At 60.5% G+C, this 16,503-nt stretch carries 15 protein-coding genes and 1 pseudogene; 5 read left to right on the top strand and 11 right to left on the bottom strand.

The window, feature by feature from the left end:
- Positions 1-347 precede the first annotated feature (347 nt).
- On the top strand, positions 348-1,343 hold the full coding sequence (locus CVN68_RS03350; protein ID WP_233503689.1) for a hypothetical protein: 996 nt from the start codon (positions 348-350) through the stop codon (positions 1,341-1,343).
- A 236-nt stretch (positions 1,344-1,579) separates the two neighbouring features.
- Here the strand turns inward: CVN68_RS03350 and CVN68_RS03345 are convergent, their stop codons facing one another.
- The 4 genes and pseudogenes from CVN68_RS03345 to CVN68_RS03325 all read right to left on the bottom strand — a co-directional run bounded on the left by CVN68_RS03345 (position 1,580) and on the right by CVN68_RS03325 (position 4,204).
- Positions 1,580-1,951: a PIN domain-containing protein gene (locus tag CVN68_RS03345; RefSeq protein WP_199560203.1), complete on the bottom strand. Its 372-nt coding sequence runs from the start codon at positions 1,949-1,951 to the stop codon at positions 1,580-1,582.
- 10 nt (positions 1,952-1,961) lie between these two features.
- A complete protein-coding gene (locus CVN68_RS03340; RefSeq protein WP_100280945.1) occupies positions 1,962-2,210 on the bottom strand; it encodes an AbrB/MazE/SpoVT family DNA-binding domain-containing protein in 249 nt (82 codons plus the stop codon).
- 589 nt (positions 2,211-2,799) lie between these two features.
- A pseudogene (locus tag CVN68_RS03335) lies at positions 2,800-2,970 on the bottom strand (DUF736 domain-containing protein); the annotation flags it as partial.
- Between the two features lie 289 nt (positions 2,971-3,259).
- Positions 3,260-4,204 carry a DUF7146 domain-containing protein gene (locus CVN68_RS03325; protein WP_233503558.1) on the bottom strand — a complete coding sequence of 315 codons (945 nt, stop codon included), beginning with the start codon at positions 4,202-4,204 and terminating at the stop codon, positions 3,260-3,262.
- 654 nt (positions 4,205-4,858) lie between these two features.
- Between CVN68_RS03325 and CVN68_RS03320 the strand changes: the two genes are divergently transcribed.
- Entirely contained in the window at positions 4,859-5,152 is a 294-nt protein-coding gene (locus tag CVN68_RS03320; protein ID WP_100280944.1) for a TolC family protein, read from the top strand.
- 150 nt (positions 5,153-5,302) lie between these two features.
- Here CVN68_RS03320 and CVN68_RS03315 read toward each other — a convergent pair whose 3' ends face one another.
- On the bottom strand, positions 5,303-7,549 hold the full coding sequence (locus CVN68_RS03315) for a hypothetical protein (RefSeq protein WP_158298706.1): 2,247 nt from the start codon (positions 7,547-7,549) through the stop codon (positions 5,303-5,305).
- A 581-nt stretch (positions 7,550-8,130) separates the two neighbouring features.
- On the opposite strand from CVN68_RS03315, the gene CVN68_RS03310 reads away from it, so the two are divergent.
- Together CVN68_RS03310 and CVN68_RS23000 are read left to right on the top strand one after the other, a co-directional pair.
- Complete coding sequence (locus CVN68_RS03310) at positions 8,131-8,634, top strand: MucR family transcriptional regulator (protein WP_100280942.1); 504 nt, start codon at positions 8,131-8,133, stop codon at positions 8,632-8,634.
- Positions 8,631-9,173, top strand: coding sequence for a DUF1488 family protein (locus CVN68_RS23000; RefSeq protein ID WP_158298705.1), 543 nt, complete (start codon positions 8,631-8,633; stop codon positions 9,171-9,173). The genes CVN68_RS03310 and CVN68_RS23000 overlap by 4 nt, the downstream gene beginning before the upstream one ends.
- Before the next feature lie 521 nt (positions 9,174-9,694).
- On the opposite strand, the gene CVN68_RS03300 is transcribed toward CVN68_RS23000, so the two are convergent.
- Together CVN68_RS03300 and CVN68_RS03290 are read right to left on the bottom strand one after the other, a co-directional pair.
- The gene (locus CVN68_RS03300; protein ID WP_100280940.1) at positions 9,695-11,140 is read right to left on the bottom strand and encodes a diguanylate cyclase domain-containing protein; all 1,446 of its coding nucleotides are present in this window, start codon (positions 11,138-11,140) and stop codon (positions 9,695-9,697) included.
- Positions 11,141-11,884: 744 nt separating this feature from the next.
- Entirely contained in the window at positions 11,885-12,871 is a 987-nt protein-coding gene (locus CVN68_RS03290; RefSeq protein WP_100284185.1) for a nitrilase family protein, read from the bottom strand.
- Between the two features lie 85 nt (positions 12,872-12,956).
- On the opposite strand from CVN68_RS03290, the gene CVN68_RS03285 reads away from it, so the two are divergent.
- Complete coding sequence (locus tag CVN68_RS03285) at positions 12,957-13,220, top strand: LysR family transcriptional regulator (RefSeq protein WP_100280939.1); 264 nt, start codon at positions 12,957-12,959, stop codon at positions 13,218-13,220.
- A 181-nt stretch (positions 13,221-13,401) separates the two neighbouring features.
- Here CVN68_RS03285 and CVN68_RS03280 read toward each other — a convergent pair whose 3' ends face one another.
- From CVN68_RS03280 to CVN68_RS03265, 4 genes are all read right to left on the bottom strand, one after another.
- Entirely contained in the window at positions 13,402-13,848 is a 447-nt protein-coding gene (locus CVN68_RS03280; protein WP_158298704.1) for a DUF6438 domain-containing protein, read from the bottom strand.
- A complete protein-coding gene (locus tag CVN68_RS03275) occupies positions 13,849-14,784 on the bottom strand; it encodes a nucleotidyl transferase AbiEii/AbiGii toxin family protein (protein WP_100280937.1) in 936 nt (311 codons plus the stop codon).
- A 14-nt stretch (positions 14,785-14,798) separates the two neighbouring features.
- Positions 14,799-15,413 (bottom strand): hypothetical protein, encoded by a 615-nt coding sequence (locus CVN68_RS03270; protein ID WP_233503557.1) that lies wholly within the window; start codon positions 15,411-15,413, stop codon positions 14,799-14,801.
- Positions 15,414-15,526: 113 nt separating this feature from the next.
- Positions 15,527-16,420 (bottom strand): LysR family transcriptional regulator, encoded by an 894-nt coding sequence (locus CVN68_RS03265; protein WP_100280936.1) that lies wholly within the window; start codon positions 16,418-16,420, stop codon positions 15,527-15,529.
- Positions 16,421-16,503: the final 83 nt, after the last annotated feature.

Here is a 16,503-nt window from a genome sequence, read left to right as displayed (position 1 = left end):
GCCCCAATCCAGCAGCTGATCGGTGATCCTCAGCGCACCGTCTACGGTACTCGATCCGGTAGACGGTCTCGCCGACATGCTTGCCGATGGCAATGTCGATGGCGCCGCTTTTGGGGTGCGGGACGGTGAAACAAATCGCCTTCGTGTCCGGGTCGTGGTCGGACGGCCAGCCGAGCGAGCTGGGTTCCCAGTAGCTATCCGTGCGCGACCAGTAGCGGTTTCCCGGTTCGGGCGCCAATCGGGATTCAGAGGCCGCGTAGTTGTTCCACTGCTAGTGGCTCCTTTACCGATCGCTCTGCTCAAGGCAGAGACTTCACGATAGTGGGGGAGACGTCGTCGTGAGAAAGATGGTTGGTGTTGCTGCCCGTCTTATGGTGGCCTGCTTCGTAGTCCCTTCCAACTTCGCCACGGCAGGGCCGCCGATCGCGGTGAGCGCAGCGGCAGTATCGCAGACGGTTTCCGATCAGGATATCGCGCGCTTCTGGCAGGCGTTCGATGCCATCAACGCGGCGACCGATCCCGCCGAACGGCTTCGCCTGATCCAGACCATCTATATCGATCCCGGTACAGCAGGCCTGCATGCGCTCATGGCGGCGCGGCGCTACACGGCGCAGCAATATGTCGACGCCATCGTCAATTGGCCGCGCTTTTGGAAATCGATCAGGCCGTTGACGGCGCGCTCGCGACAGGCGGTCGCGAGCCTGAACGATGACGTGGCCCAGTTCCGCCGGCTCTACCCGGGGCTTCGCCCCGCCTCCATCACCTACGCAATCGGCGTGCTGCGCACCGGGGGTACGACGACCGGCGACAAGGTGCTGATCGGTGCCGAGCTTGCCTTGGGCGACGAGACCGTAGAAGTGTCCGAACTTCCCGACCCACTGCGCGCGCGCCTCGGCGTCTACTTCGCGTCCCGCCCTTTCGCGAACAACGCGCAGAACAACATCCACGAATATGTGCATACCCAGCAGCAGGAAACTCAGGGCAGCTTGGCGCAGCAGGTTCTGCGTGAGGGCGTAGCGGAATTGGTGGCGGAGCTTATCACCAACAGGAAGCCGGCTCTGCCTGTCTACACCTACGGTCCGACGCATGATGCGGCCATTCGACAGCGTTTTCTGGCCGAGATGCGGGGGGACGATTACGACAATTGGCTTTGGAACAGCGCGAACAATCCGTTTGGGGTGAGCGACGTGGGTTACTACGTCGGCTATCGGATCTCGCGAAGATACTATGATGCCGCCCGGAACAAGCGGCGGGCCGTTAAAGAGCTTATTGAATTGCACTATGATGACCCGGCGGCCGTGAATGCGCTGATAGATCGCTCAGGTTATCTCGCATCAAGTTAGCGGAGAACGCGCTTCTTAAAACACCATCCTTTCGGACAGTCGGCTGCGGCGCTCAATGTCTGATATCGCGACCTGCCGCCACGAAAGCACGCGGTCCGCTTCCCACCACTTTCCGCCGTTCGCCGGGCCACCGCAGAAATAGAAAGTCGCCGGTCGGCTAACGCTGGAAAGACGCAACCGCTTCGTGCGCGACATTGACGCTTTGAACCTGTCTCGTGAGGTCCGGAATCGCCGGACTATCGCGCGACCTCGATCGAGATGCCCAGATCGAGGCCTCCCCAGACCCGGTCGGTGGTAATCGCAGTCGCGCCAGCCTCTGCGGCAGCCGCGAGGCAGGCCCGGTCCCCTAGTGACAAGCCCGCCGCGCGCGTGGCCTGTCGAAGCAGACCGGCGCGCAACGCTTGCGGTTGGTCGAACGCGACGACGTCAAGATTGAGCTCTGCCAGGCTGTCGGCGATCACGTCGTCTGGCACCGCGCGTTCCTGCAACTTCGCCACCACCTCCGACAGGTTCACGGCGGAGAGGCGCGCGCTGGGCAAAACCGTGCTGATGGTGTCGGCACCGCGCTCGCCAAGCATCAGCGCGAGCAACGCCGACGCGTCGAGCATATAGGCGCCCTCACTCACCGGCGGCTTCGGCCCGGCGATCGGCGATCAACTCTTCGGAAAGGCTCATGTCGGCAGGCACGTACTTGCGCAGACGTGCCTGAACGCGGGACACCGCGTCGCGCAGTGGCCGAACGTGGATTTCACCATCGACCACTTCGAGAAGAACGGTGTCGCCATCCGCGAGCGCGAGCATCCGGCGCATCTCCGCCGGCAGTTGCAACCTGCCGCCCGAAACCAATTTACCGCGCTGAACATTCATGACGCAAACCTTCAAATCTGTATCAAATTAGATATCATACAGATTGGCCAAGTGATACATTATTGCTGCCTTCTCGCCGCAAATTTAAATCCCAGCTTCCATACGCAGTTTGGGTCCTGTCGATCGTCGACTCGTGTGTTAAATGGTTGACCGACCCGCGAAGTTTTCCTTGAATTCAGCCGCGCCGTAGCGTAAAAATATGCCTTGGCGGGTTTTTAAGAACGCTTATTAAACCGCTGAATTATAAGCTATTTATGAGCAGCGCTCGCGCGTACGGTGAATTGCCCGTGCGCTGGGTGCATTGTGACGATCATACGTTCGCGTCATCCAGCCTCAACGGGCTAGGCGCGGGGTGTCGTCAGCAACCGGGAGTCATCTGACGCCCGCGGCATGAGACATTCACGCCCCCTGCCCTTCCCGGCGTTTGCAAATGCAACGCTGTCTGAAAGGACCACGGCTAACTTGTGATCTCGGCCCTCTATCCCGCATCCCCAGCCCGATGCCGAATATCCTGAATCGCAATCCCGATCGACCCCCGCGCTTCGCACCAGAGCGACCGCGCCCGGCTCACCGGGCGCGGTGCCTTCGGTCAATCCCGCCGGCTCTGGCGCGACCAGATCAGCGAATGCGTCTTGCCATCGCTGTCCTCGAAGAGATTTGCGTAGATCGGAGCGGTGAAGCTCGGATCGTCGAGCTTGAGGCCCAGATATTCCCGCCCCTCGTTCGAGGTCTTGGCCCAGGCGGCCCCGATCTCGGACCGGGACCATGAAATCCTCGCCGAAGGTCCCCTTGGCGATCAGGTTGTGGATCCGCTCGAGCCGACGACCGCCACCGAAGATGCTGAAATGACCCTTCTTGCGCGGGACCGCGACGCCGATCAGGTTCTGAAGGACGATGCCGCTCTCGCCGATATTGGCTTCGAGTTCGGCGTCGGCATCCGCGTCGCTCTGGGTGCGGACATTGTGCGGCGACTTGGTGCAGTCGAGCGCACGGACGTAAATGATGTTCGGGTTCATCGGGTTCACTCCATCGGCGGCGCCACATGACCATCAGGCCGCTAACCGCACCCGATCCCCCACCCCCTTCCCCTCCCGCAGGAGCACGCGGTTCCAATCGTTCAGCCGGTACCAGGGCCAAACGGTTTCGATCGTTCGATCGGCGCGGGCATAGGCGATCCGGGCCTGCTGCTCGGCAAGACGGCCCGCCCGATCGTTGTCCGGCAACAGGATGAGCCGTTCCACGAAATCGGGGATGCCGATGCGCGCCAGACGCTCGGCTCCAAGCGTCGCCCAGACCGGGATGCCGAGCAGAGCGGCGGCGGACTCCGCTGTTTCAACGCCCTCGGCGATCCCGAGGCATTTGCCAGCCCGATGAAGCCGCACGGCACCAGAAAGCGGGCGACCGAGCGCAAGCTTGGGCTTCGTCAGATCACGTGCCAGCCTTGCAGCGCCTCGCTCGAGAAAAATCCGTTGGACAGCCACCACGAGGGACCGTTCCTCGATGGCCGCGATCAGCGCGGGGCGAAAGCGAACCGCCCGACCTCGGCCCAGGGGGGTCCGGGGATGGAAGCGCAACGCGGGCGACAGGTTCAGGATGCCGCGGCTGGCGAGATAGGCGTCCGCCGGCGTGTCCCCTATCGGCAGCGCTTCGCCCCAGAGCATCCGGGCGCGCTCGGCCATGGCGGCATCCCTGTCGGACGCCCCGGTCGAGCCGCTCGCAGGGCTGACGGGAACCTCGAAATTCAGGCGCCGGATGGCTCTCAGGATTTCCACGCCGTTGCATCCCGCGAAACATTTGAAGAGCAGGCTACTGTCACCGACCCGGACCGAAAGGCTTGGGGTGCGGTCATTATGGGCAGGACAGCGGCACATGGTGCCGGACGGCCGCCAGACACCACCGAGGCGCGTCACCAATCCGGAGGCTGCTGCCTCGAGGTCGAGGCGCTGTGCGAGTACAGACATCGATCGGTCCACCCTGTGCTGAAGAATATCCAATCGGACTGATCCCCCTCCCTCCTCCGCCACGACCATTGTCCGCAGCTCGGCGCAACGCGCCGAAATGCCGTGGGACGGGCATGCTAAAATGCGCCGCAGGAGCCGAGGTGCCAGCACAGGAAGCGATGCAAGTTACTGAAGGGTCGTACCGGAACTCAACGTGAGTGCGACGGCGTCTCCATGCTTTGCGATCAGCTCGCGGGCGATCATGAAGGCCCTGGCACCCTTGTCCTGATCCACGCCGACAAGAATAGTCGTGGCCGGGTGGCGGCGCCATACCTCCAACGACCGGAAACCTCCCCAAACCGGCACTAATCACCGATCCGGCGACTCTGTCAGAGTCCGACTTTGCCCGTAGACGATAAACGGGACTGTCAGCTTCCGCCCCAGCAGCGGCCGTTAATCGGGTTAGCGACAGAGCCCGAAAGCAGACGAGCATTCCGACCGCCTAGCCACACCGCTCCGACAGTGTTGGTGCCAACCCTTTCCGGGCCTTTATTGTGTTGGTACAATACCGAGGAGGAAAACGCGGAGCACCAAATGTCGGAGGAGACGGCAGTGGACGTCGCGCCCTTTGGCCGCCTCCAATACGGCGCCGAATATTGACGGGGAAGCACCAGCGCAGTTCGATATACTGGCTCAACCGCTCCCGATATCGATGCGGCATCGGCGGGCGTCCGTGCCGCCGATGCGCAGCGTCGCGCCGCGGCGCTTCGACCGAACCCCTCGATCAACGTCGAAGCCGAGAATGTCATCGGCAACGGCGCGTATAGCGGCCTCAGTTCGGCCGAGACGACCGTCGGCATGTCCTTGCCGCTCGAGCTGGGCGGCAAGGGCGCCGCCCGGGTGCGTGTGGCGGAGGCGCAGGCAGACTTGCGGCTGAAGGTCACCCGGGCGTTCAACGACTCCGCGGCGGCCGAACGGCGGCTGGTCATCGTGCGCGAATGAAGGCGTCGAGTGCAACGCGCGTCGCGGAATGGGCCAGCCTACGTCCCGGCAGGACGTCTCGTAACGCCTTGCGACGCGGACGAGTTCGGGTATCAGGCTGTGGCACGGGTTTCCCTACCGCACGCATTGGGGCTCCACTGCGCCCAACCACTACAAGGCGTCTTCTTCCTCAACCAATCCAATATACTGCTTAGCGATAAGTCCTTCCGCATAGTAATCCTCGGCGGAGGATCCTTCGGGCCAAGCTTCACTCGTGAGACTCCAGGCAAGGCGTTGTCCAATGTCTTTCTGCAAGTCACTCAGCGCCGAAGTTAAACCGGACAGCGATGCCAAGCCCGTACTGAACGACTGCCCCTTCCAGTTTTGCACACCTTCTGCCGCCGAAAACGGAACCGGATATAGTCGATAGGAGACGGGCCCTCGGTTTGATTCCAGGAACCTGCCAGCCTTATCCGCTGTCAATGGAGGGCAGAGTTTCGGCGAGTTCCGATCGAAATATATGTTTTCCGGTCGGACATTAGCTTTTTCTTCCCAAAGTGCCACTAAGAATCCCCCCGGACCGAAAACACGAATTTCTCCGCTTGGGAATATCAACGGGAGAAGTTTATAAAAGGTGGCGAACGCAGCGTAGTTCCCAACCGTTGGATCAAATGCACAACCTGCAGCCGCCGCGTACATCAAAGATTTATCATCACTGTGCTGAGCAGGTATTGACGGAGAGCACCACTTATCCTTGGAAACAGGGGATTTTACTAATAGCCCTAGCCCAAGGTTACAGTCACGTAGAAAACTTACCTCGCACCAAATCTTGTAGATCTCCTTCGTATTCGTACCGAACTTTCCCAATGCGTCGCTTGCTGCCCGTGCGTAAGCCTCCGGATCTCTGAGGCTCTGCTTGAGCAACCCACTTTGCAGCCTTGATGCGGCCTGAGCGAAATCGTCAGCCACCTGGATAGCGCTGAAACCCAAATTTAGCTCAGAGCTATGTGCAATGTAGTAGAGCCGGGATAAAGCGAGGCAGTCTTGTAGCATCGCTCGATGAATAATCATTGGCCGGGTTGATTTTGCGTCCACAATCGAGTTCAAATTTCCAGTTGCAAGCCAGGGAAAGAGATGATCCCAACTAGCGACCTTGATACCAATTGGACTGTAGCCGATAAACGGATCGTCCCCGGCCGTGGCAGAATGATTCAAATCGGAGACCATGTCAAGCTGCAGGCCCTCCTCTTCGCCAAGGTTTGAACGTTTCTTGGCCATCTCATCTATTTCGGTCATTAGGTTGTCGATGTCGAGATCTAGTTTTGCAGCATTGGCTCGTTTTCCCGACGTATTTATAAAATCTTCTAGTGTAAGATTCTTGTTATCCGCCTTCGCCTTATCATAGGCGGCCGCTGTGGCGTACGCCTTAAGGCCGTCAAGATCCTTGATTTGCGAGATCTTGTCTGTGAGACTTTTTTCGACTTTCGGTGTGATAAACTCCGGGGGAGTTCGGATGGCTGCCTTGGCCGTCATGTCCGGCGCTCTCGCGAGCACTTTTACGTCGGCCAATTCCTGGAACGACTTACCGTCCAGAGCTTTGAACCACGCGGTGGTCTGGTCGTCCACGCAGGAGCCGCTCGAAAAAGACCCAAGGCTCGCGTGAACGCCTGCGTACTCCTTGGACTGGCTTCCATCATACGTGGCGCCGACTGAGACAGTAGCACCTACCCCAGCGTAGGAAAAATCCGTCTCGCCGCCGTACTTCCACACGCTCTCACCGCTGTCGCTCCCAATCTCCATGTCGACAATGCCAACGCCGCCCCAAACAACCTGGACCACTATGCCGTCGCCGCAGGCCCTCTTAAAATCATCTACCGATCTTAACCACTGCTGATACTTACCAAATTCGGCCTTGTATCGCTCAGCATCTTTTATAACCGAATAAATTGGCGGATCCTGCGAGTCTTTTGGCAGATGTTCCAGAGCCTGCTCTAGGTCCTGATACGCTCCGAGAGCCCGAAGAATTCTTGCCTGCGCCGATTTGCTGAGGGCGGATATCAGCAATGCAGGATTAAGATTGTCTAGATCTATGTACTCCAAGCCGCCGCGCACAATGATCTGATAGCTCACCTTCATATTCTTGCCGCCCTTGGCCGACGCATTACCGACATAGCCGGACAGCGCGCCGGTCAACTTGCTAATTCCAGAAACACCATAGGAGCCCGACAGCGATGCGGAGCCTTGATTCATCTGCTTTGAATATACACAGGAGCTCTCGCCCTGCATTGACATCCATTTGGTGGGCACGACAGTCGTTTTGGTAATCGCGCCGTTTACGACTGACAGCCCCCATTTTCCGGTCGAGCTGAACGCAGTCGAACCGATTTTAAGGCCATCGAGCGGGTTCTTGTATTCCATGAGCGGACTCCTGATTCTCTGGGTGTTCGTCCTCGTATTCTCCGGGACGAGACCATGCGCTGTTTTGATACGTGCTTGCAATGATTCCGAATAAAGCGTGGCGGCTCGCGCAGGGTTCTCAGGCAACAAATTTGGCTGTGATCGCACTTTGGCGGAGCATCCGAACCTAGTTTTGTTCGGGTTTTTTGCGGACTCGGGCGAAGACACGGCAGACTACTTTCCTATGTCGGCTTAATGGAAAGCAATAGCGCGACCTGAACGGCAAAGTTTGGGGCGTTTGCGGTCGATCGCACGAGCCCGATCCCGACCGGCTGCTATTCCCGCTTCCGTCCCTGAAGCCGCCGGTCCGCTTCCCACCCAATTTCCGCCGTTCGGCCGCGCGGCAGGCCCGGGTCATACGAATGTCAGAGAATGATGGTCGGGCGAGCGACAGCTGACGGCGCGGAAGTCGAAGCTTTGAAGAGATGAGCTCAAGCTGATCCGGCAACGACCTTGCGGCGGGTCGACAAACTGGATTCCTCCATTATGGAGAAATATTGGCGCATAGAAGATTGCCGCCAACTCCAAAATCAAGGGTCGCCATGTCGGAAGATAACAGCTTTAACGCCGTCGAATTTGCGACGGAACTTACGATCGCCTGGCTCGGCAATCAGAACAACCGGACTTCGGCCGAGGATGTGCCGGCCTTTTTGCGCACGATGCACGCCACCGTCACGGAACTGGCGACGGGATCTTCGGCGGCGGATGGCGCTTCTGGCGATGCAGGTGCCGAGCAAGAATTCACACCTGCTGTGTCGGTGCGCAAGTCGCTCGCGTCGCAGGATCACATCATCTCGTTGATCGACGGCAAGCCGTATCGCACGCTGCGCCGCCATCTCTCGACGCATGGTTTGACGCCGGAAGACTATCGCCGCCGGTACAACCTCAAGGCTGACTATCCGATGGTGGCGCCAAGCTATTCCGAGCAGCGCCGCGCAATGGCAAAGAAGATCGGCCTCGGCGCCAAGGGTCGGGCGGCACAGTCGGACGTCGCTCCCGCACCTGCCCCGAAGCCGGCGCGTCGCGGCCGCGTAAAGGCCGAGTGACTCCGGAAGGGTGCGCCACCGAAGCGGCACACCCTTTTTCGTCAATCTGCCTGGTTCCAGCTTATGGCGAAGCGGTTCGCTTTGACCTGCACCTTGCCGAGATTGGGGTAGAGCCGACGCGGCCCGAATTCGGCCGCCGCGAGGCTGAGCGACGCATCAGCCCCGCCAAACGCTTCTCCGCGGCGCGACTTTCGGAAGGCGGTGTTGCGGCGAACTTGCCGTGGCCCCGCCTTTGCGAGAAGGGGATGATCCCCCATTGGAGACCCGGAATGCCAAACCGCCTAGAGATCGACCAGGCGAGCGTCACCGACAACGACCTGACGCGGCAGGTGGAGTTCACTGCGGAACTGGATGGCGATGAGCGCGAATTTGCGGTGAAATATGCCGTGCTCAAGGAACTGAGTGGCGATGAGCCAGACGAGGACGCCCTGGAGCTGTTCGAGCGGTTCAGCGACGAGATCGCTGATATATGCGCTGAGGCGGCTTTGCAGCGACCGTCCGCGAGTGTCGTAATAGTCGACGAGAACGACCTCGAATAACGCGACGTTCCGGGAAAGCCATGGCGGCAATGCACCCTGCGCACAGACAATTCGCGGTACGCTCGCGAGCTGCTCATAAATAAACTAATTTCAACGGTTTATAAGATGTCTTAAAAACCGTCAGGGCACATTTTTGTCCGGTTTGCCCCCTTCGTCAACAGCAAAAATACACCATATCAGTCTAGTGAGTCGTTGTTCCTTGCGCGCTTCACTCGCGCAATGCTGCTCCGCGGATGATGCCATGGAGTGAGAGTGGAGTTGTAAATCGTAAGGATCTGCCGTGCAACCGGGAGCCATGCTCGCACTGATCGTAGCCGCAGTTTCTCACAAAAGCTGACGTTCCCGGGTTTGCTCGTGACATGGAGGCAACGACAAGACTCGGCCGATTGCGGACAAGCATGTTTCGGCGAGCCCAATGCGCAAAGCGGACCTAAGTTCAGGAGCTGACAACGTCGTTAGCCCCGAAGGAGGCCTGAACTCAAAGCTTCATGCCGTTTGCGACGGAAAGGGCAGACAGCTGGTCATGCTGCCCGCCGTTCGAGTTCCGGACTGAAAAGAACGGGACGACCGGGTTTCTCACGCTTCGCGTAATACAGCGCCTGGTCCGCATGCTCAGCAAGCTCGACGGAGCTCAGATCCGCCTCGGCGAACGCTCCCAGCCCGATAGACGCCCCGACACTCACCTGCCGGTCGCCAATCTGCACCGGGACTATCACTGCTGCGCACAACCTTCCGGCAATCCGCACCGCCGCTTCCGGACCCATCCGTACGATCATGGCAAACTCGTCGCCGCCGATGCGATAGAGAGTGGCGTCGGTTCCGGCTTCCTCGCTAAGCCGATGGGCGACCTCGACGAGCAGGCAGTCCCCGACATGGTGCCCGAACGTGTCGTTGACCATCTTGAAGTGGTCCAGGTCGACCAAGCCTATGGTGAGCGCATTCACATTCGCCGGCAGGACCGCCTCCTCGAGATCGGCGTAGAAGCGCCGGCGGTTGTAGAGCCCCGTCAATACGTCGCTGTCGGCGAGAAAGCGCGCCTCCTGCTCCTGCCGGGCAGCTTTCGCTGCTGCTTGCGATTGCGCCTTCAACTCTCGGTTAAGACTTTGGACGCGGCGAGCGATCACTGCAGCGACCGCCAGAAACAAGGCCATGCACAAGGCGAAAACCGGCATCAATTCGCGTATAGCCGCGGTGGCCGGGGTAAGGCGCGTCCAGGTGATCGTTCCAACGCGCGTGCCCGACCAATCTCGGACATCGGTCGAAGCTTCATTCGGTTTGACCTTGGCACCGGCAAGCCATTGCAGGTCCTGCAGACCAAAGCCTTTTGCCCACTCCGCCAGCAAATCACGGTCGAGCAACCGTATATCGACGAAGATCCGGTACGAGGATCGGTCGAGTGTCGTTGGACCCTTCTCCCGGACTATCGGCGAGAAGGCGATCAAAGCCGGCCCTCCCCCGGCCTTTCCCAGAAGGACGGTTGCGTCGCCCCGTGTTCTCACATCCGCCTCGGTAACGGGAATGTGAGCAAGCAGAGCCGCCAGCGTGCGCGAACCGATCAATTGCGCAAGAGGCGGTTCATGTCCCTCTGGCAGATGCGCGAACAAGGTACGTCCATGCGCATCGATCACATAGCCGCGCCCGATGGGGGTCCCCCACTGGGAGAGTATCCATGGGTCGCGCATCGAGCCATAGGCATGGGCATACGCGTCATCCCAATGCGCGTTGATATAGGCTTCGTTGCTAATCCGGGACCGTTCACGGTCGATGGCCCCTGATATCGAGATGGCAGCTAGCCGATTGGCGTCAGCATCAGCACGCCAGGCGAGAAAGCAGACGATGAGCACTGAAGTCAGTACGGAGAGGCACACCATCCCGGCCAGCAGCACAGTAATCGACCTGCTGCCGTCTCGCGCGATGCTACGTGCAACGCGATATCCTCCTCTGATCACGGCGTGGAGTTCGACCATCGGGGTACGTTGGTTGATACCGTCTAACCAGCGGTTAACTCGGCGTTACGCAATTCACCGTTGTGACCGCTCGGGTTCGGCAGGAGCCCCCGGTTTAAGTTAGGCGGCCATGGTCTACCTGGCCGAGAAGGCCGACCGGCTGCCGCCGACCGACTCCGGGGCGGGGTGGAAAGGTGTTCGAACAGCTCTTCTTCCACGCGTCGGGTCTGAGCCCCGGGTTCGACAGCTTGCGCGACGTCGTCTGCGTCGCGAACAGCACGACGCAAGCTTCCGGGATCGCAGTTAGCTGCTGGTCATTCAAGGCTGAACGAAGGGCAGCTTACCGCCCCACTCGCCCAAAAGCGGCCAGGCGTAATCCACCAGTTGCGCGGTCGACGCTGCGTGAACGAATGACGGCTTTCGGGATAGAGCGCCGGGCCAGTGAATGACGGGGATTGGGGGGCGTATCGTACGCTGAAACGGAGTGATTCGTGCGATGGCTCGTCGGTTTCGCGCCCAATCTCGGCCCTTCGGATCGATCACCGCGGCACCTGAAAGCTTCCGTCGTTCATGCGGCGCGGTAACGGCAGCTACCGCCCCAAAAAGCGACATTCGGGCTTTCAGCCCGCTTCTCCAAACCCGCCGCTTGTTCAGCTTCTGATTTCGGCGCGGATCGGCCAGAGCCGGACCGGCGGTCTCGGCGAGGCCCTGCGGTAAACCGCTTCTCAGCGGCCGGCCCATCAGGCGCGAGCAGGCGACGCTTGATCATTCTGGAAACTCGACCTGTCCGACCTTCGGAAGTCCAAAACGCGTGGCGTGAGGCGAGAGCTCCGTTCCGAGGCGCTGTGCAAGCGATCCGTAGAGGTCGGGGCGGCGTCCGCGCATCCATCTGCGGCCGCTGCTAGTTGCCACCTCCTCTAAGTCGAGATCGGCCGTTACCATATCGTCCCCCGTCGAGCTCGATTCGGAGAGCACGTCTCCGTAGGGATCGAGAATCATCGCGTTTCCAGTTCTCAATTCGTCCTCGTCGCGCCCGACACCGTTGCTGAAGACGATGAACAGCCCGTTGTCATGAGCTCGCGCGGGGAGCCACCGCATCAACCAGCCCCGGCCGTTCGGGCCCTGGAACTCACGCCTCAGACGTTCGGGATCCTGCCCGCGTTCTTCCCAGTATCTCAGCGGGATGTGCTTCATGCCCTTGGGACTGAGCGAATTGGTGCCACCGGTTTGATGCGGGGCCAGTAGCACCTCGGCACCGCGAAGCGCGACCGCGCGGGGGTTCTCGACAAGGTTGTTGTCCCAGCAGATAAGGATACCCATGCGCACACCCCATGGGGTGTCGAATACGGTGTAGCCCTCGCCGGAGAAGATGAGCGGATGCTCGAAGGCATGGAGCTTGCGATGGGTGTGCCCCTCGCCATTCGGCAGGCAGAGGCGATATGCATTGTAAAGCCTGCCGTGCGCGTCGCACTCCAGCCAGCCGACGCCAATGCCGATCCCCAAATTCCGTGCGAGCGCCGCCACTCTAGAGACGCTTGGCCCATCCATCGGCTCGGCGAGCTCGTAGAGCCCACTTCGATCCAGCCGGGGCACATGCCAATAGCCGCTGATGCACATCTCTGGCAGGCACGCAATCTGCGCTCCTTCTGCGGCGGCGGCTCCGGCGAAGTGCTCAACCCGACCTAGATTGTAGTCCTTATCTCCAGCCCGGTGCTGAAACTGGACGCTGGCCACGCGGAGGGTTCTGCTCATCAACGTACTCCTTTCAGCGCAATGATCATGGATCTCGTTCATCAACTCCAATGAAATAGTAGGCGGGGTGTGATAACTGGCGGGAATGGACATCGAGCGTCTCCGAGCCTTCTGCACCGTCGCGGATCATGGCCACTTCGGCCGCGCCGCGGAGCATTTGCACATCACACAGCCAGGATTGACCAAACGGATCCACGGCCTGGAGCACACCCTTGGGGGCCCGCTATTTGATCGGGGCCGGCAGCCCGTTGTCCTGACGCAACTTGGGCGGCAGCTGCTTCCAGGCGCACAACGACTGCTGCGCGAAGCAGAAGGGTTTCTCCTCGATGCGGAATCACTTCCGAATTGAGAAGGCCATTTAGCCGAAGGCGCTCCAGGCGGAACGGCGGACTGACACCATGACGGTGCGACCGGCGGCGCGGTCACGCATGATTTGCGGGGAATCGCGTCACGGTCGCCATCGATCCTGGCGGGAAGGTCGTGGAAGCCAGGTGCGGATGAGCCCGCTTTGATTCAGTGGTGACGCTAAGTTAGTTGCCAGCCAGGGCACGGACCGGCAGCAACTGCTCGGCCTTCAAGAGCGCGTCATGTATCCGCAAATTCCCGGGGCCCTCGCAGCCGGTATAGAAAATCAGCCGGTCGAGGTCGCCCCAGCTCACCTGGATCGTGCGCATGTCGGTGGGAGCCTGCTCACAGCCCGGTTGACCCGGATACAGCGCTTGCTCACCCTTGGGGCGGATTGGCGCAAGCGCCGACGCGATCGCTCGATATTGATCAGGACTGAGGGCAAACCGCCGCTCACCGGTCACCCGCGAGAACTGGCCGCCACGGAACACGCCGCCGGCTTCCATCACAGTCACTTCCCAGGCCGGGCATGTGCCTTCGCACACGCCAGTCGAGAAGGTAATCGGGATTGGAGGGCCAGGGTCCGCCGGGCTGCATGCCGCCAGAGCGCCCATGGCCAAGATTGTCTTCATCTAAAGACTACCGGCATGCTCGCCGATCCTGGTCATTATGTCGTCGAAAGGCGGCTGCCCGCGATAGTAGAGTGCGCGGGTCGTCTCATACGCTCGCTCAAAACGCGTACGAACTTCGCGATCTTCCAGATGAAAGGCGGCATTTGCGGAAATGTCCTTGTTGTCGGCGCCTGGAAAGCGTGCGTCCTTGTGCGCGAGATATGCCGGCGTGCCGATAAAGACTTGCACTGCAGGGTCGGCCAGCAGGCAATAGACGTCATAGTAATGCCGCAGGAAATTCTGCGGCATGCTGCCATCTCCGATGTGCTTGCGAAACTTTGTCGAGATCGTCTGCAGCTTCTCGACCAGGGTGTATCCGGCCTCGTAACACGGCACATCGATAGCGCGGTTGTCCACCAAGCCCGGCAGGTCAGCGGCAGCTGCGCTGTCGTACGCCCATGAACTGATCAAGCAGGGCCGGTTTGGAGCGACCTGATCGAAACCGGCTTCGAGGAGGATGCCGGTCTTGATACCGTCCGGCAGGGCGTAGGCGCTCGGATAGTGAAGCCGGATCCCCGCGCTGCGCATTCGGGTGTCATCGAAAGCATGGTCGCGCTCGGCGGCTTCGAACCCTGGAATAACGAGCTTGGGCGGCAGGCCGTCATAAAAGGCTCGTCGCGCATCTATGTGCGCTTGCTTGTTGTGGTTCTTGCCCGTGGGCAGGTCGCCGTCCGGGTGGATCAGGATGTCGATGTCTTCCGAGAAGCGGTGGATCAGCCCATGCCCTTTGGAAAGCGAAGTTCCACCCTTCAGCTCAAAGCCGAAGCCAAGCTGCTGCAGGCCCCACAGACCGTGCATGATCCAATAGTCCTTCTCCACCAATCCCGGGTCGATTGCCTGGTTGCGCGCGACCACCGCGAGCAGATCAGAGAAGTCCTTGCTGTCATGCAGAAGCATAAAGGCCGCCGCAGTCAGGCAGGTTGAAGCAGAGGCGCGAGAAGGCGTTTGGCGCGCGCCGAGCCAAACTCCTTCACCGCACGCGCGAGGCGCCCGCGATCCATTTCACCTGCCTTGGCAAGTGCGCGTGGAAGGACTGCCGATTTGTCCTCAGGCAGCCTGTCGAGGTTATGCAGGAGGTCGACGAGCAGAACCTCCTTTGAAAGACGCTTGGGCAGGGTCGACCGCAGCCGAAAGTCGTACATACGGCCGTCGAGCTTGAATCGACCGTGGCGCTTTCGATTATAGACCACCGGCTCATTGTGAAGCTGGGTCGTACCAACGCCAAGGCCGTTGAAGGCACTCGGTGAGACCATCAGGAACCGATCATCACCGAGGAAGGACTCCACGAGCTTTTGGGGACTTGCCGGTGCGGCGCCGAATCGGGTCTTGCGCGGCGCCATGTAGACACCCGCTGACACCTTCTCGAGCCGTCCTTCCTCGACAAGCTGTCGAACGTGGCGATCCACGGCGTTCGACCACCGAGTCAGGTCCTTGCGCCGGTAAACCTGCCCGGGGCGCAGGTGGCGTTTGAGTTCGGCAAGGGCTGACATGGTCTTTTCCACTCGAAACAGGTAGGCCTCAAGCATTCAATTTGCAATAGTTCTCATTAAGAATTCATGCAAACGACAGAGCCCTGCCATTTGGTTTCTCCAACCTGCCGACTGCCCCGACGGTTCACCGCATCAGACACAAACGAGGATCAGCTACCGACATACGCCGCGAGTTCGTCTGGCGTGCCCTTCGGGAAAGCCTCTTTCAGATGATCCAGGAAGGCCGACACGCGAGCGCTCAGCAACCGGCGCGTGGGATAGAGCGTCCAGAGCGCAATCTCAGGGCCTTCCACGTCGCCCCAGTGCATCATCGTCCCGGCAGCAAGGTCGTGGCTGACGAGAGACACGGGCAGACGCGCTGCGCCCGCTCCTGCCCGGACCGCGTCGCGCACCATGATGATCGAGGACAGGCCCAGGACCGGGCTCACCGCGATCTTCGCCTTTCCCGTCGGCGTTACCATATTCCAGGTGTCGTCCGGGCCTGCCGGTCCGCGCACCACCACCGGGACTGCGGAGCCGTCTTCCGGCCGCGGCAGGTCGGCACCCGCTACGACCACGAGACGATCGTGCAGGAAGATGCGTCCGACCAGGCTGTCGTCCGGCGCCGGGTTGACCCGGATCACCAGGTCATAGGCTTCCTCGATCATGTCCACGGGACGGTCCTCGGTCGTGACCTCGAGCCGGACCTCCGGATATTTCAGCGCAAAGCTGGCGGCAAGTTTTCCCATAGCGAGTTGCGAGAACAGCAATGGCGAGCTGATCCGCAATCGGCCACGCGGGCTGTGCCCGCCAGAGGCGATGGCCGTGGCTGTCTCCTCGAGCTCTGTTAGCAACTGCCCCGTTCGCTCGAAAAGCGCCCTTCCCTCCTCGGTCAGCTTGAGGGCGCGTGCGCCCCGCTCGAACAGGCGCAGATCGAGGCTCGCCTCCAATTCCGAGACCCGGCGCGACAGTGTCGCCTTGGGGCGCCCCGCGGCTCGCGAGGCTTTTCCAAAGCCACCGTGGCGAGCGACGAGGTTGAAGTCGGCGAGAGCAAGAAGGTCCATGAGCGTTCCGCCAGCGAGACTGTCTGTTCAGATATAGCGGCTAGTGGCAAGAATGTGGATCGCTAATTTGAGGGCAGCCAAAC

It is taken from the genome of Sphingomonas psychrotolerans (genome assembly GCF_002796605.1).
In the GTDB taxonomy this organism is placed as follows: Bacteria; Pseudomonadota; Alphaproteobacteria; order Sphingomonadales; family Sphingomonadaceae; genus Sphingomonas; species Sphingomonas psychrotolerans.
This window is presented reverse-complemented; position numbering and strand designations above follow the sequence as displayed.

Excerpts from the sequence above, each read along its gene's own strand:
- CVN68_RS03310 (WP_100280942.1), top strand. The coding sequence starts at position 8,131 with ATGTCGGAAGATAACAGCTTTAACGCCGTCGAATTTGCGACGGAACTT.
- CVN68_RS03270 (WP_233503557.1), bottom strand. The coding sequence starts at position 15,413 with ATGCTTGAGGCCTACCTGTTTCGAGTGGAAAAGACCATGTCAGCCCTT.
- CVN68_RS03340 (WP_100280945.1), bottom strand. The coding sequence starts at position 2,210 with ATGAATGTTCAGCGCGGTAAATTGGTTTCGGGCGGCAGGTTGCAACTG.
- CVN68_RS03315 (WP_158298706.1), bottom strand. The coding sequence starts at position 7,549 with ATGGAATACAAGAACCCGCTCGATGGCCTTAAAATCGGTTCGACTGCG.
- CVN68_RS03265 (WP_100280936.1), bottom strand. The coding sequence starts at position 16,420 with ATGGACCTTCTTGCTCTCGCCGACTTCAACCTCGTCGCTCGCCACGGT.
- CVN68_RS03345 (WP_199560203.1), bottom strand. The coding sequence starts at position 1,951 with ATGCTCGACGCGTCGGCGTTGCTCGCGCTGATGCTTGGCGAGCGCGGT.
- CVN68_RS03285 (WP_100280939.1), top strand. The coding sequence starts at position 12,957 with ATGGACATCGAGCGTCTCCGAGCCTTCTGCACCGTCGCGGATCATGGC.
- CVN68_RS03290 (WP_100284185.1), bottom strand. The coding sequence starts at position 12,871 with ATGAGCAGAACCCTCCGCGTGGCCAGCGTCCAGTTTCAGCACCGGGCT.
- CVN68_RS03350 (WP_233503689.1), top strand. The coding sequence starts at position 348 with ATGGTTGGTGTTGCTGCCCGTCTTATGGTGGCCTGCTTCGTAGTCCCT.
- CVN68_RS03300 (WP_100280940.1), bottom strand. The coding sequence starts at position 11,140 with ATGGTCGAACTCCACGCCGTGATCAGAGGAGGATATCGCGTTGCACGT.
- CVN68_RS03280 (WP_158298704.1), bottom strand. The coding sequence starts at position 13,848 with ATGAAGACAATCTTGGCCATGGGCGCTCTGGCGGCATGCAGCCCGGCG.
- CVN68_RS03275 (WP_100280937.1), bottom strand. The coding sequence starts at position 14,784 with ATGCTTCTGCATGACAGCAAGGACTTCTCTGATCTGCTCGCGGTGGTC.